Origin of the sequence: Streptomyces cinnamoneus, from assembly GCF_002939475.1 — a bacterium.
Lineage (GTDB): Bacteria > Actinomycetota > Actinomycetes > Streptomycetales > Streptomycetaceae > Streptomyces > Streptomyces cinnamoneus_A.
The window spans coordinates 2,533,556-2,547,673 of sequence record NZ_PKFQ01000001.1 but is presented as its reverse complement, the minus strand read 5'-3'; the positions used below and the strand labels follow the sequence as shown (position 1 = coordinate 2,547,673).

The 14,118-nt window shown below is 75.1% G+C and carries 13 protein-coding genes and 1 tRNA gene; 4 read left to right on the top strand and 10 right to left on the bottom strand.

Annotated features, from left to right (window positions below; genetic code table 11):
- Window positions 1–282: 282 nt before the first annotated feature.
- The gene (locus tag CYQ11_RS10840) at window positions 283–1,524 is read left to right on the top strand and encodes a M6 family metalloprotease domain-containing protein (protein WP_099200399.1); all 1,242 of its coding nucleotides are present in this window, start codon (window positions 283–285) and stop codon (window positions 1,522–1,524) included.
- A gap of 85 nt (window positions 1,525–1,609) precedes the next feature.
- Here the strand turns inward: CYQ11_RS10840 and CYQ11_RS10835 are convergent.
- From CYQ11_RS10835 to CYQ11_RS10805, 7 genes are all read right to left on the bottom strand, one after another.
- Window positions 1,610–1,683: transfer RNA gene (locus CYQ11_RS10835), tRNA-Lys, on the bottom strand.
- 56 nt (window positions 1,684–1,739) lie between these two features.
- Complete coding sequence (locus tag CYQ11_RS10830) at window positions 1,740–2,324, bottom strand: bifunctional DNA primase/polymerase (RefSeq protein WP_099200400.1); 585 nt, start codon at window positions 2,322–2,324, stop codon at window positions 1,740–1,742.
- Between the two features lie 134 nt (window positions 2,325–2,458).
- Complete coding sequence (locus tag CYQ11_RS10825) at window positions 2,459–2,824, bottom strand: DUF8844 domain-containing protein (protein WP_099200401.1); 366 nt, start codon at window positions 2,822–2,824, stop codon at window positions 2,459–2,461.
- A 149-nt stretch (window positions 2,825–2,973) separates the two neighbouring features.
- Window positions 2,974–4,323, bottom strand: a complete 1,350-nt coding sequence (locus CYQ11_RS10820) for an AAA domain-containing protein (RefSeq protein WP_099200848.1) — start codon at window positions 4,321–4,323, stop codon at window positions 2,974–2,976.
- Window positions 4,324–4,331: 8 nt separating this feature from the next.
- A complete protein-coding gene (locus CYQ11_RS10815; RefSeq protein ID WP_099200402.1) occupies window positions 4,332–5,876 on the bottom strand; it encodes a hypothetical protein in 1,545 nt (514 codons plus the stop codon).
- Window positions 5,867–7,051 (bottom strand): hypothetical protein, encoded by a 1,185-nt coding sequence (locus tag CYQ11_RS10810; RefSeq protein WP_398780664.1) that lies wholly within the window; start codon window positions 7,049–7,051, stop codon window positions 5,867–5,869. The genes CYQ11_RS10815 and CYQ11_RS10810 overlap by 10 nt, the downstream gene beginning before the upstream one ends.
- On the bottom strand, window positions 6,969–7,961 hold the full coding sequence (locus tag CYQ11_RS10805) for a phosphatase PAP2 family protein (RefSeq protein ID WP_099200403.1): 993 nt from the start codon (window positions 7,959–7,961) through the stop codon (window positions 6,969–6,971). Before CYQ11_RS10805 ends, CYQ11_RS10810 begins: the two co-directional genes overlap by 83 nt.
- Before the next feature lie 208 nt (window positions 7,962–8,169).
- Between CYQ11_RS10805 and CYQ11_RS10800 the strand changes: the two genes are divergently transcribed.
- Window positions 8,170–8,763 carry a histidine phosphatase family protein gene (locus CYQ11_RS10800; RefSeq protein WP_099200404.1) on the top strand — a complete coding sequence of 198 codons (594 nt, stop codon included), beginning with the start codon at window positions 8,170–8,172 and terminating at the stop codon, window positions 8,761–8,763.
- Between the two features lie 14 nt (window positions 8,764–8,777).
- Here the strand turns inward: CYQ11_RS10800 and CYQ11_RS10795 are convergent, their stop codons facing one another.
- Entirely contained in the window at window positions 8,778–10,154 is a 1,377-nt protein-coding gene (locus CYQ11_RS10795; protein WP_099200405.1) for an NsdA family TPR-like regulatory protein, read from the bottom strand.
- Window positions 10,155–10,414: 260 nt separating this feature from the next.
- Here CYQ11_RS10795 and CYQ11_RS10790 point away from each other — a divergent pair, with 260 nt between their 5' ends.
- Both CYQ11_RS10790 and CYQ11_RS10785 read left to right on the top strand, forming a co-directional pair.
- A complete protein-coding gene (locus CYQ11_RS10790) occupies window positions 10,415–10,861 on the top strand; it encodes a hypothetical protein (protein WP_099200406.1) in 447 nt (148 codons plus the stop codon).
- Window positions 10,862–10,908: 47 nt separating this feature from the next.
- Window positions 10,909–11,778: a spermidine synthase gene (locus CYQ11_RS10785; RefSeq protein WP_099200407.1), complete on the top strand. Its 870-nt coding sequence runs from the start codon at window positions 10,909–10,911 to the stop codon at window positions 11,776–11,778.
- Window positions 11,779–11,796: 18 nt separating this feature from the next.
- Here CYQ11_RS10785 and CYQ11_RS10780 read toward each other — a convergent pair whose 3' ends face one another.
- Together CYQ11_RS10780 and CYQ11_RS10775 are read right to left on the bottom strand one after the other, a co-directional pair.
- Entirely contained in the window at window positions 11,797–13,194 is a 1,398-nt protein-coding gene (locus CYQ11_RS10780) for a GH1 family beta-glucosidase (RefSeq protein ID WP_099200408.1), read from the bottom strand.
- Between the two features lie 41 nt (window positions 13,195–13,235).
- Complete coding sequence (locus CYQ11_RS10775; protein ID WP_099200409.1) at window positions 13,236–14,114, bottom strand: carbohydrate ABC transporter permease; 879 nt, start codon at window positions 14,112–14,114, stop codon at window positions 13,236–13,238.
- Between the last annotated feature and the right edge of the window lie 4 nt (window positions 14,115–14,118).

Here is a 14,118-nt window from a genome sequence, read left to right as displayed (position 1 = left end):
GTTCCAGCGGCCCGGCCGTGAGCGGGGGAGCCGTCGGCGTGGGGCCGACCGATTGTGTCTGTCCATGCCCGCCCGTGCGCGTTCCCGCCCACGGCGGCATGACGCATTTGTCGACTGCCGTTCTCGATTGACCATCCGTGACCGAGTGTGATGTACCCAGAAGTCGGCTTAGTCACTCGACTGGGGTAGTGAAACGGGGCATAACACCGCAAATAACAAGAGGGTGGATGAGGTCTCCCGATTCCGTCCCCGGAGGTCGACGTGGTGCGTCCGCAGACACCCATGGGAGTGGACCGGCCGCGCTTGCGCTGCATGGAGCGGTCCCGGCTGCGCCGTTTGGGGGCCGTGCTCACCTGTCTGTGCGCCATCGCCACCACCATGGTCGCCGCCCCGGCGCACGCGGCGGGGCCCGGCGGCCCCTGCGCGCTGCCCCGATCCCAGGCACACCACTCCGAGGGCCTGGACACCTGGAACAGCGAGTACCCCCGCCCCGTCGGGCGGCTCGACGCCGTCATGGTCTTCCTCTCGTTCCCGGACTCCAAGCCCTTCGTCACGCCCGACCGGCTCACCGCCGACCACTTCCCCGGCACCTCCCGTTTCTTCGAGCGGGCCTCCTACGGGAGGTTCTCGCTGCGCGTCCACTCCCTGAAGCGGTGGTTCCAGATGCCCCGGCCCTCCGGCGAGTACCACATACAGCGCGACTGGGACGGCGAGCAGCGCTCGGCCTACCTGCGCGACGCCATCGCGGCCGTCGACAAGAGCGTCGACTTCCGGCGCTACCACCTCGTCTACCTCGTCGCCGACCCGGACGCGCCGGGCGTCGACTCGGACGCGACGAAGGTGGTCAACCTCGACGAGCCCGTGCGGGTCGACGGCACCGAGCTGCGCCGCGTGGTCACCGTCTTCGAGCACCACCCGCCGGACCGCAACGTGCTCGCCCACGAGACCGGGCACGTCCTGGACCTGCCCGACCTGTACCACCGGCCCACGGACGGCAAGGGCGACTGGGACACCCACGTCGGCGACTGGGACCTCATGGGCAGCCAGTTCGGGCTCGCCTCCGACCCCTTCGGCTGGCACAAGTGGAAACTGGGCTGGCTGGCCCCGCGCCAGGTCGACTGCGTCAACGCGCAGGGCGCGAGCGCGCACACCCTCCTGCCCATCGAGGCGCCGATGCGTCCGGGCGTGGACGCCCGCACCCGGCTCCTGGTCGTCCGCACGGGGGCGAACAGCGTCGTCGCCGTCGAGGCGCGGGGTGCCTCCGGCAACGACTCGGCCACCTGTACGGAGGGGGTGCTGGTCTACCGGGTGCGCAGCGACACCGCCTCGGGCGCCGGGCCCATCCAGGTGCTGGACGGCCATCCGGGCGGCCACGCCTGCTGGGGCGAGTCCGTCTACCCGCCCCTCGCGGACGCCCCGCTGGGCGTCGGCGAGTCCCTGAACGCGGTGTCCGACGGTGTGCGGGTGGAAGTGCGGGGGCGCGCGCCGAACGGTGCGTGGAGGGTGCGGGTGACGCGGGGGTGAGGGCCGCCCGGGGGCCGCCGGGCGCACGAAGAGCAGGGCGCGCGACGAAGGGCCTCACCTTGCGGTGAGGCCCTTCGTCTGTCTGTGCGCCGCCAGGGACTCGAACCCCGGACCCGCTGATTAAGAGTCAGCTGCTCTAACCAACTGAGCTAGCGGCGCCTGCTGACGTGGAAGACTTTAGCACCCTGATCCGGTGGAAAGAAAATCCGTATGTTTCAGCCCGTGCTTCCCTTGGGTACCCCGCCCGCCCGGGCCGCCCGGACACAGGCCCACAGGAGCACGTCCGCGCCGGGCAGCCAGGGGTCACGGCTCTCCGGGGCGACCAGCCAGCGGGAGGCCGGCGGCTGGGGCTCGGCCTCCTCGGGCGCCGGGCACGGCGGCGGGACGGTCACGGCGTCGCCCGTGCCGAAGTACAGCAGCGGCGGTGCCGCCCGGCCGCCGCGGCCCCACTCCTCCCAGCCCAGCAGCGCCGGCAGCCGCTGGGCCGTGCCGGGGGCGGCGAAGAGCAGCAGCCGGTCCCGCTGGGCCGCCACCGGGCCCGTGCCCGGCCCGGACGGCGCCCACAGGCGGTCCAGCATCCGGCGGCCGAACAGCGCCGGAGCGCTGATCACGTCGAAGACCGTGCCGCACGGCAGCACGACCGTGGACAGCGGGCTCTCGGCCCACAGGGCGTGCACGCTACGGGGGAAGCGGCTGGCGGAGGCCAGCCAGTCGGACCCGGGGAGGGTGACGAAGGCCGACGCGGGCCGGTGGTGGGCGGGGCGTGGGCCGTGGTGGGTCTCGTACGTCCGGGAGCTCATGGCCCTATCGTCCGCGGCGGGCGGGGGGTCACCCGGGGTACTTGCGGGAAATCGGGACACCGTGGCCGACGGTGCGCTACTTTGTGGGCCGCATATGCCAGCGGCCCATGATCGAGGACCATGGGCCGTACGGGTCAGTCGACCGGGCTGCCGCCGCGCAGCAGGTCACGGCCGAATTCGACCATCTTCTTCGCGTAGTCCTCGCTCCACTCGGCGCGCTCCGCGATCACCGCGGTCGGCAGTCTGTCGAAGCGCCGGGGATCGGCGAGCTGAGCCGCCGCCACCGCCTGGTACTCCGTCGCCCGGTCGGCTGCCGCGCGGAAGGCCAGCGCCAGCTCCGTCGAGCGGGCCAGCAGCTCACGCGGGTCCTCGATGGACTCGAGGTCGAAGAAGTGCTCCGGATCGGCGACGGCCTCGGGTGGCTCGAAGAGCAGCTGCGCGGGCTTCAGGCGGCGGGGACCGCTGTCCGCCGCGCCGGGAGCCTGCCTCGGCTCGCACATGTAGGTACCTCCAGAATCGTCTGCACCGTCATCCATTGTCCTGCCGTGCGCAAGTGCGCCCCGCCTCCGGGCCCCGCGCCCCGCCCCACCAGCGGCGGGGCGGCGTGTCGCCCGGCCGCCGGTCGGGGCGCCGGGTGCCCGGGCGCCGGTCACGGCCGCCAGGCGATCCGGTGCTCCGCGAGGTGGGACAGCACCGCGTGGTTCGCCTCCCAGCCGTCCGGGAACTTCACCGTCACGCCCAGCTGCACCGGCTCCGTCGAGGGGTGCTCGTCCAGCAGCCGGTCCACGCCCGCGCGGCAGACCACGACGCACGCGTGGCGGTGCCGCGAGGCCAGCACGCACAGGCGGCCCGTCTCCAGGTGGAAGGCCGTCGCGTCCGGGCGCCCCGACAGCGGGTGCAGCACGACCGTCACGTCGAACTCCCGGCCCTGGAGCCGGTTGGCCGTGTCCACCGTGACCCCGGCGACCCCCAGCGACGCGAGCGCCGCCCGGACGGCCGCCGCCTGGTCGCGGTGCGCGGTGCCCACCGCCACGCGGTCCGCCGTCAGCGGCACCGGCTCCGGGCCGCGCTCGCTGGTCACCGCGCCCCCGCGGTCCAGCAGCCGCCGGACGACCAGGGCCACCGCGCCGACCGCCTCGGGGTCCGTGCGGGGCGTGTGCCGTGCCGGCAGCTCCAGCAGGCCCCAGCCCGACGCGGCCGCCTCGTCCAGCACCCGGTCCGGGCCGGAGCCGTCGGACGGCACGCCGAAGCCCAGGTGCCGGTCGCCGTGGTCCGTGCCGCTGCGGAAGGGCGTGTAGGGGTAGAAGGCGTCCGAGACCAGCGGCGCGGCCGAGGCCGGCAGCCGCCAGGACACCGGCAGCCGGTGCTGCGGCAGCTCCGGATTGTGCGCCAGCAGCGTGCTGACGGCACTGGCCGAGGGATCGTAGGACAGCCCCGCCCACTGGGCCGAGCCGTCACCGCCCACGACGCTGAACGGGTCCAGCTGGCCCGGGTCCCCCACGAACAGGGCCCGCTCGAACAGCCCCGCCACCGCCAGCAGCGCGTCCGACCGCATCTGGTAGGCCTCGTCGACGATCGCGTGCCCCCAGGGCTCGGCGACCTTGGTGTGCGCCCACTTCGCGGCCGTGGAGACGACGACGTCCAGCCCGGCGAGCTCCGCCGCCCTCGACGACGTCACCACGGAGCCGAGCGCGTCCAGCGCGGGGTCGTAGGGCCGGCGCTCGCTGCTGTGCAGCCGGCCGACGGGCAGGCCGGGATCCTGCTCGGCCAGCCGCAGCACCAGATCGTCGACCTGGGCGTTGGTCTGCGCGACGATCATCAGCGGGCGGCCCGCGGCGGCCAGCTCCCGGGCGGCGCGCACCACCAGCGTGGACTTGCCCGCCCCCGGCGGGGAGTCCACGACGACCCCGCGGTGCGGGCCGTGCAGGGTGTCGCGCAGGATCGCGTCGGTGGCCGCCTTCGCCGCCCCGGCGGGGTCGAAGGCGACGCCGCGCACCATGCGTACGGTCACAGGTGGTCCTCCGCGGTCACCGGGTCGGGGGTGTCGTCGGGAGCGGCCGGCGGGCCGCCGTGGGTCCACGGCGTCCGCTCGGGCCCGGGCAGCTCGGGTCCGCCCCGCGGCGCGTGCTCGAAGAGGGTCCAGCACACCCGGTCGCCGGGCTCCGGCACCGTGCCGGGATCGGGCTCCCTGCCCCGCCCCATGCCGCCCGTCAGCCGCACGGTCAGACCGGCGCCGCCCGGCCCGGACTCCGCCGGGCCCACGAACTCCGCCGGCTGGGACCTGCCGTCCGGCAGCGCCCGGTGCAGCTTCACGCCCTCGGACAGGTGCGGGGCGTCCTCCGTGCGGACGGTCACCAGCGGCCGGGGGCGGGGCACCTTGGCCTGCGAGTACTCCATCACCACGGCCGTCACCTCCCCGGCGAACGCCTCGCCGGCCAGCCGCCGGGCGGCCATCACCAGCGGGTCGTCCAGCGCCTCCTGGGCGTCGAGCTGGGCCTGCGCGCCCTCGCGGGCGGCGAGCTTGCGGGCGGCGGTCACGGCGTCGTCCCGCCGCGGCTGAGGGGGCTCCCCGGCCCGTACGCGGTCGCGGTGCGCGGTGTACGACCAGCGGTCGCGCTTCCAGCGCTCGGCGACGTGCGCCCCCTCGGGCAGGGCGCGCAGCAGGTCGACGCCCTGCCAGACGGCGTCCCACGTCGGGCGCAGCTGTGCTTCCAGCAGGGAGCGGATCTCCTCGCCCGCCCCGGGCACGCCGGCGTCGTGGCGGGCGAGGGCGGGGGCCAGGAGGGCGTTGTCGAAGGCCGGGTCCGTGGCGGGGCCGGCGGGCGGGTGGACCAGCTGTCCGTCGGGGTGGCGGGCCAGCTCGGCGCGGAGGGCGGCCTCGGGGGCGGAGAGCCCCGCGGGGGGATCGATCCAGGCGAGCAGGGCGCCCAGGTGCTGGTCCTCCAGCACGCTCTGGCCCGTCGCCCAGTGCCGGCCGAGCAGCTGGGTCATCGCCAGCAGCAGCGACGAACCGGGCACGCGGGCCCGCTCGCCGAAGTGCGTCAGCCACCGCCCCAGCAGCGGCACCCGCGGGGGAGCGGGATGCGGAGCCTCCGGCTCCTGCTCGGCGGTGCGCCGGAACCGCATGGAACGGCCGAGCAGGCGGACGTACTCCACGCCCGCCGCGCCGGGCACGAGCAGCTGTGGCGCGTCGGCGCACAGCTCGACCTCCACGGTCACCTTCTCGCCCGTCTCCGGGTCGGTCTCCTTGCGCAGCTCCGGCTCGACCACGTCGCCGAACTCCTCGACGAGGGGCAGCATCACCTCGGCCAGCTCGGCGAGGAACGCCGACCGCAGGTCGCGGTCGCGCGGCTGCGGCACGACCAGCAGCCGGGGCGCCCGCCGGTCGGTGCCCACCATCGCCCCGAGCGGAGCACCCGTCTCACCGGCGGTGGTCAGCGGCACGAACACCACGGGCCGCGCCGCCAGGTGCCGGTGCCGCACGGTGGCCAGCGGCCGGGCCCGTCCCTCCCGCACGGCCTCCAGGCGCGCGAGCGTGCTGATCAGCGACATGCCGCCCCCGCCAGGGCCTCCGCCCGCAGGGCCTGAGCCCGGCGCAGGGCCGCGACCGTGGGGTCGCCGGGGTCGCCGGCCTCCCCCCGCGCCGCGGCCAGGACCGACTCGACGGTCGTCAGGGAGCCCAGCTCGGAGCGGACGGCACGGCCGAGGGCCTGCACCGCGTCCGCCTCCCGGGCCCGGGCGCGGCAGTGGAAGGCCAGCTCGCACGCGGCCAGGCACTCCGGGGCGTACGCCGCGGCGACGGCGTCGACCGCGGCCGCGAGCTCCTTCTCGGGCCGGGTCGCGGTGCGGCCGTCGTCGGCCAGGCACAGGTCGAAGGTCGTGCCCTCGGGCAGCGCGGCGGCCAGGTCCGCCACCTGGGTCAGCCGCGCGAGCTGACGCCGGGTCGTGGACAGCTGCTTGCGGACGTCCACGAGCGCGGCGGCCGGGACGTTGGAGAAGTTCCGGGGGCAGACCAGCAGCGCCCGGTGGCGCACCGCGGCGTGCTCGGCGGCGTGCTCGGCGACGCCCTCCAGGGCGAGGACGTACACCGCCGCCTGCCGCGCGGCCGCACCCACCTTCGCGGAGTCGGCCGCGCCGTCGATCATCGCGAAGGACTTGATCTCCACGACGGTCCAGCCGCCGTCGGGGTGGACGACCACTGCGTCCGGCTCCAGATACGCGGGCGTGCCCCCGACGGTCAGGGCCAGCAGGGGATGGTCCAGCAGGGCCCACCGCCCGGCGGCGGTGGCCTCGCGCAGGGCGAGGGCCGTGCGGGCCGTACGCCCCTCGGGGCCGGCGGCGGAGAGGTCGGGCACGTCGACGTCGTCCGGGCCGGGCACGGGCGTGCCGTCGGCGAGCCGCTCGTGCAGCAGCCGGATCAGCTCCGCGCCGCCGTCGGCCTTGACGCGCGCCTCGAAGGAATGGCCGCGGACGAAGGCGAACTGTGACTGGCCGAACGCGGCCGGCGCGCCCAGCGCCCGCGCCAGCGCGCCCTTGTCCACCCCGGCGCCGTCGAGCAGGGCCCGGCGGTGGCAGCCGGGGTTCGCGGCCAGCGCCGCGAGGGCGCGGGCGTCCAGGGGAACGGGCGCGGCCGGGCCGCGCAGCTCAGCGAGCCGCTGTCGCAGCGCTGTCGGGGCTGCCCTCTCCGGCTTCGCCCCGGGCCTGCTGTCGGGGGATGTGGTGGTCACTGGCGTCCGCCTCGCGAAGTGTCTCCGGCGCTCCCGGGCGGCCGGCTCCGGCCGGGGAGCCGGGGGCGGTCGTCCGGGGAAGCGCTGTACCCGCCGAAGTCTCGCATCCGCCACTGACAGCCGCGTCCGCCTCGGTGGTTTTCCCGGCCACCGGGTGGGTGAAGCGGCTGCGGACGTGGTCGGTGAGCCGCAGCACAGGGCCGGCCAGCAGGTAGCCGGCGCCCATGACAGCGGCACCGGCGGCGGCGTCCAGGAAGTAGTGGTTGGCGGTGCCCATGACCACGAGGGTGATGAGCAGCGGGTAGAGCACGCCCAGGGCCTTGCCCCAGCCGGAACGCGTGTGGCGCCAGAGCACGGCCCCGCACCACAGGGCCCAGCCCACGTGGAGGCTCGGCATGGCCGCGTACTGGTTGGTCATCCCGCCGAGTCCGCGCGGGGCGCTGGCGTCGCCGCCCCACCAGCCGTACTCCGAGTACTGGCGCATCGTGTCGATGAAGCCCACACCCTCGTCGAGGAGGCGGGGCGGGCAGGTGGGAAGGAGGGTGAAACCTATGAGGCCGATGAGGGTGGACGCCAGCAGCCAGGTCCGCAGCTTGCGGTAGTGCTCCGGCCGGCGCCTGAACAGCCAGACCAGGAGGGCCGGGGTCAGCAGGTAGTGGAGGGAGGCGTAGGCGAAGTCGGCGGGTATGCCGAGCAACGGATGATCGGTGAACAGCCGGTTGAGCGGGTGCTCGAAGTTTATTCGGAACGTTTTTTCAAAATCGAGGATCGACAGCCCGTGATCCACGGCCGACTGCACGTCGCCCCGGACCAGCAGCCGGCCCGCCGTGTAGAGCCCGTACACCACGGCGATGAGCGGCAGCTCGGTCCACCAGCGCGGCCGCTTCCCCAGTGGTGCGGTGCGGTACATCGGAAGGCTCTCCAGGGGTTCAGGCGGCCGACAAGGGCGATATGCAACCGTACGGCGTACGCCGCGGCGCACGCACACCGCCCCGCGCCTTCCTCGGATCCCGCAAGGCGCGGGTGAGGAGACGCCTGCTCCGGCGCGAAGGTTGCCTCCGGGTGACGTGAGTGATGATGGAGACGGAAAGTCCCCGCACATCTTGAGGAGCCCTCGCATGGCACCGCGCATCCTGCTGGCCCGGCACGGACAGACGGAGTGGTCGCTGTCCGGGAAGCACACCGGCCGCACGGACATCCCGCTCCTCGACGAGGGGCGGCGCGGCGCCAAGCTGCTGGGCGAGCGGCTGCACCGCGCGCCCTGGGACGCCCTTCCGGACACCGAGGTCCGCACCAGCCCGCTGGTGCGCGCCAAGGAGACCTGCGAGCTGGCCGGCTTCGGCGACCGGGCCGCCGACTGGGACGCGCTGATGGAGTGGGACTACGGCGCGTACGAGGGCATGACCCCGGCCGAGATCAAGGCCGGCCGTCCCGACTGGCTCATCTGGCGCGACGGGGTCCCCGAGGGGGAGACCATGGCGGAGGTCACGGCGCGGGCGGACGAGGTCGTGGCGTGGGCCCGCTCGGCGGACCGGGACGTGCTGGTCTTCGCCCACGGCCACATCCTGCGCACGATCGCCGCCCGCTGGCTGGGCGAGGACATCTTCTTCGGCTCCCGCATCCGCCTGGACCCCACCTCGCTGTCCATCCTCGGCTGGGCCTACGGGGCGCCCGCGCTGGAGCGCTGGAACGACACCGGCCACCTGGCGTAGGAGGGCGGGCGTCCCTAGACCGTCTGCGCCGCCGCCGCGTGGCGGGTGAGGAACTCCGCGACCGCGGGGTTCGCCGCGTACCGCCGCAGCACGCGCGCGGTGGCCGTCAGCATCGTCCGGATGCGGGCCGACTGCACCTGGTCCAGCAGCTCCAGGGCCCGCCCGCCCGCGGCGGCCGCCTCCTCCGCGGCGCCGTCGCGCGCCAGGTCGCTCGCCAGCTGGGCGGTGTACAGCGCGATGTTGCGCGTGAAGTGCCGGTCCTGGAGGGCGACCGCCCGCTCCGCGTGGTCCGCCGCGCGGCGCCAGTCGCCGAGGGCCGACCAGCACTGGGCCTCCAGGCCCTCCAGCTCGGCCTCCCCGAAGAAGGTCATCCACTCCGGGTCGGCGTCGCTCCGCCCGCGCTCGAACAGCGCCCGGGCCCGCAGCAGCGCCTCCTCGCAGGCGGGCCGGTCCTCCAGCCGCGCCCAGCCACCCGCCTCCCGCAGCGCCAGCAGGGACATCAGCCGTGCCGAGCCCAGCTGCCGCCCCGCCCGCTGGGCCGCCTGGGCGGCCCGTACGGCCTCGCGCGGGCGGCCCGCGTCCCGGGCGAGGAAGGCGGTGTTGCAGAAGGCGTGCGCCTCCAGCGCCGGGTCGCCGGCCACCCGGGCGGTGGCCAGGGCCTCCGCGTAGTGGGAGCGGGCGTCGGCGAACCGGCCCGAGTCGTGGGCCAGCCAGCCCACCGAGATCGCCAGCTCGCCCGCGCCCGCGTGCAGCCGGTCGGCCACGGACTGCCGCCGCGTCTTCGCGTCGAGCAGTTCGTACGCCGCCTTCAGCGGCCGGTTGGCGCGCCGGTAGAGGCCGTCCGCGCCGTGCCGGTCGTCGAGCAGCCGGATGCGCCGGACCGCCTGCTCCACGGCCAGCGCCTCGCTCTCGCCCGCGCGGCGCTGCGCACGGGCGGGCGGGGCGCCGCCCAGGGAGACGGCGGCCACGGCGGCCGTACCGGAGGTCATGAACGCGCGACGCCGCACGTCGCTCTCCTTGCTGCTCTCGGTGGAGCTGTCCGCCGCACGGGGGGTACGGCTTTCGGCGGGGCTCTCGGAATGCCCGGGGGGCGCGGAGCCCTTCTTGCGCGCCCCCCGTCCGCGCACCGCCTCACGCGGGGCGAAGCCCATGTCCGCCAGGTCCCGGCCGGGGAACATGTGCCGGAACACCCGCTCGTAGGCGTAGTTGGGACAGCGGATCTCGCCGGACTCGACGCGGCCGACGTAGCGCGCGTCACACGAGACGTGCTCGCCGATCTCACGGGCGGCCCGGCGCACGGCCGCCGCGAACTCCCCAGGTGAGCGCTGCCCTCGCAGCTCCCGGAAGGCGGTGTTCGGACGGGGGGACGAGGACGCGTGGGGCGACGCCATGGCCGGACCCTCTCCGTGGCGAGCCGCTTCGCGGGCACCCCGCGGAGCGGGCGGCTGTGCTGCCGTGTGGCGTGACGACCGTACCGGCTGTGGCGGGACGACTACACCTGGTTTGGCTACAAAACGGATATCCCACCTGCGATCCGCCATGAACTGCCATCCTTTGCGGCGGCATGGCGCCGTAGCCGTTGACGCGCCCGGGCCGTTGAACCCCTTGAGCGCGCTCGACGCGGAGCGGCACGGCGTGAGGAGGGTTTCCCGTGGTGGAGGCCGGAGTGGACATCGGCGGCTCGCGGACGACGGCCCTGCACCAGCCGCGTCAGGACCACAGCCCGTCGGCCGGGGTAGCGACCGAGGCGGGGCCCTGCGACCTCGTCACCGTCCCCGCCCGCCAGGGCTTGGAGGCGGTGGACATCCTGCGGCTGCGCGACGGCGTCGGACCCGTGCTGCACGACGGCGACTGCGACACCCTCGGCTTCCTCGTCCCGGCCGGCACCGCCGCCGCCTGGGACGTCCCCGGCAGCGCCTGCACCCAGACCCACGGCCGGGGCCTGCGCCTGGGCCCCGTCGCCGAGCCCCCCGTCAACGGCACCGGCTGGCTCGTGGCCCCCGACGCCGCCTACGCCTCCGCCACCGACCCGGCCGTGCTGCGCGCCGCCCTCGGCGAGGCGGCCCGCACCATCGAGGCCGTCGACCGCTGCCGTTAGGTCCCGCCCGGGCGAGGGCACCCGCCGCCACCGGCGATACTGGACGGATGGCGAAGGGCAGGCGGAGACAGGAGCGCGCACGCGCGGCGGAAGCGATATCCGCGCAGGTGGCGGGCGGTCTCGCGGAGCTGGTCCCGGACCGTGACCGGCCCCGGGCCAGGACGCTGCTGATCGACGGGGCCCCGCAGTCCCACGTGGACCTGGACGACCCGGCTCACCTGGACTTCTCCTACCAGCGGCGGCTCGGCCACATCGCCGACCTGGTCGCACCGCCCGGCAGGCCCGTCCAGGCCGTGCACCTGGGCGGCGGCGCCTTCACCCTCGCCCGGTACGTCGCCGCCACCCGGCCCCGGTCGACCCAGCAGATAGTCGAGATCGACGCGCCGCTCGTGCAGTTCATACGGTCCGAGCTGCCGCTGGAGGGCACCTGGCGGATCCGGGTGCGTGCGACCGACGCCCGGGAGGGTCTCGGCAAGGTGCCGGACGGCTGGGCCGACCTGATCATCGCCGACGTCTTCAGCGGCGCCCGCACCCCGGCGCACCTCAACAGCGCCGAGTTCGTGGCGGAGGTCCGGCGGGCGCTGCGACCCGGCGGCTTCTACGCCGCCAACCTCGCCGACGGACCGCCCCTCACCCACCTCAAGGCCCAGCTGGCCACCGTGCGGACCGTCTTCCCCGAACTCTGCCTGACCGCCGACCCGGCCGTGCTCCGCGGGCGCCGCTTCGGCAACGCCGTGCTGCTGGCCTCCGACCGCGAGCTGCCCCTCGCCGAGCTGACCCGCCGCGCCGCCACCGACCCGCACCAGGGGCGGGTCGAACACGGCCGCGCGCTGGAGGACTTCACGGGCGGGGCGGCACCCGTCACCGACGCGAGCGCCCGGCCCTCCCCGGCGCCGCCGCCCTCCGTCTTCGAATAGCCCCTCGCCACCGGCGCCTCACCCCTCCCGGCGGTAGGGCGGCAGCTGGCCCGTGCGCATCAGCTGCGCGTACCAGCGCGCACTGGACTTGGGGACGCGGGCCTGCGTGGCGTAGTCGACGTAGACCATGCCGAACCGCTTGCTGTAGCCGTACGCCCATTCGAAGTTGTCGAGGAGCGACCACAGGAAGTAGCCGCGCACGTCGGCGCCGTCCGCGAGGGCGCGCAACAGCGCGTCGAGGTGGGCGTGCAGGTAGGCGATGCGCTCGGGGTCGTGCACCGCGCCGTCCGCGTCCGGCTTGTCGTCGTACGCCGCGCCGTTCTCGGTGACCAGCAGGGGCAGGCCGGGGGCCTCGTGGGTGAAGCGCATCAGCAGGTCGTGCAGGCCCGTGGGGTCGACCGCCCAGTCCATCGCCGTCCGCTTGCCCGGCGGCTGATGGAAGGTCACACCCGTGGCACCCGGCCAGGGGGAGGGCTCGCCGCCGGGGACGGGGCGGCCGTCAGTGGCGGCTGACACCACGGTGGGCGCGTAGTAGTTGACGCCCAGCGCGTCGAGGGGGTGCTTGATGACGCCGGTGTCGCCGTCGCGGACGAACGACCAGTCCGTGAGCACGGCCGTGTCGGCCAGCAGGTCGTCGGGGTATGCGCCGTGCAGCATGGGCCCGGTGAAGATACGGGTGGCCAGGGCGTCGATGCGCCGCTGAGCGTCCAGGTCCGCCGGGGAGGGCGTGTGGGCCCGGACGGCGGCGGGGTTGAGGGTCACCGACAGCCGGGCCGCCGGGGGGAGCACGGCGCGGAGCGCCTGGGCGCCGAGCCCGTGGGCCAGGTTGAGGTGGTGGGCGGCGCGCAGGGCTGCCTCGTCGTCCGTCCGGCCGGGGGCGTGGACCCCCGAGGCGTAGCCCAGGAAGGCGCTGCACCAGGGCTCGTTGAGAGTGGTCCACAGCTCGACGCGGTCGCCGAGCGCCAGGCCCACGAGGTGCGCGTAGTCGGCGAAGCGCAGTGCGGTCTCGCGTGCGGGCCAGCCGCCGGCCGTCTCCAGCTCCTGGGGCAGGTCCCAGTGGTAGAGGGTCACCACCGGCCGGATGCCGTGCGCGAGGAGGTCGTCGACGAGCGCCCGGTAGAAGTCCAGGCCGCGCCGGGCGGCCGGGCCCCGGCCGGTGGGCTGCACGCGCGGCCAGGAGACCGAGAAGCGGTACGCGCCCAGGCCCAGCGCGGCCATCAGCCGCACGTCCTCCTGCCGGCGGTGGTAGTGGTCGGCGGCCGTGTCCCCGGTGTGCCCGCCCAGCACCTTGCCGGGGGTGCGGCAGAAGGTGTCCCAGATGGAGGGCGTCCGCCCGTCCTCCAGGGCCGCCCCCTCGATCTGGTACGCCGCGGTGGCGGCGCCCCACAGGAAGTCCGGCGGAAAGTTCACGGTCATTCGAAACGCTCCGGAGTAAGGGGAAGGGGACGACGCGTGGATCAGCCCTTGACCGCACCTCGCATGATGCCGCCGACGATCTGCCTGCCGAACAGCGCGAAGGCGAGCAGCAGCGGCAGGGTGCCCAGCAGCGCGCCCGCCATGATCACGGCCTGGTCGGGCACGTAGCCGCGGCCGAGCCCGGTGAGGGCCACCTGCACGGTCGGGTTCTCCTGGGTCAGCGCGATGACGGGCCAGAAGAAGTCGTTCCACGCCTGGACGAAGGAGAGCATCGCCAGCACGGCCATCGCGGGCCGGGCCGCGGGGAAGACGACGTGCCACACGACGCGCCAGCTGTTCGCGCCGTCGACCCTGGCCGCCTCGACCAGCTCCGCGGGCAGCGCCTCCACCAGGTACTGCCGCATGAAGAACACCCCGAAGGCGCTGACCAGCGTGGGCAGCACCACGGACTGCAGCTGGTCGGTCCACCCCAGCCGGGCGGTCATCAGGAACAGCGGGACGACGCCGAGCTGCGGCGGGACCATCATCGTGCCCACCGTCAGCAGCAGCAGGCCCCGCCGCCCCCGGAACCGGAGCCTGGCGAAGGCGAAGCCGGCGATCGTGCAGAAGAAGACGGTGCCCAGCGCCACCGTCCCCGCCACCAGCACCGTGTTGAACAGCGCGAGCCCCATGTGGGCCTCGCCCCACGCCCTGACGAGGTTGTGCGGCAGGTCGCCGCCGAACCACAGGGGCGGTGGCGTGCGGGCGAGCCGCGTGTTGTCGCGCGAGGCGGTGACGGCCGTCCAGAACAGGGGGAACAGCGAACCGAGGGCGAACAGCGACAGCACGGCGTAGGCGAGGGGCCCGCCGTGCAGGTGCCGTCCCGCCCGGTGGACCGGGGCCGCCCGCCGTCCGCCGCCCGTCCTCCCGCGCACGCGCATCCCC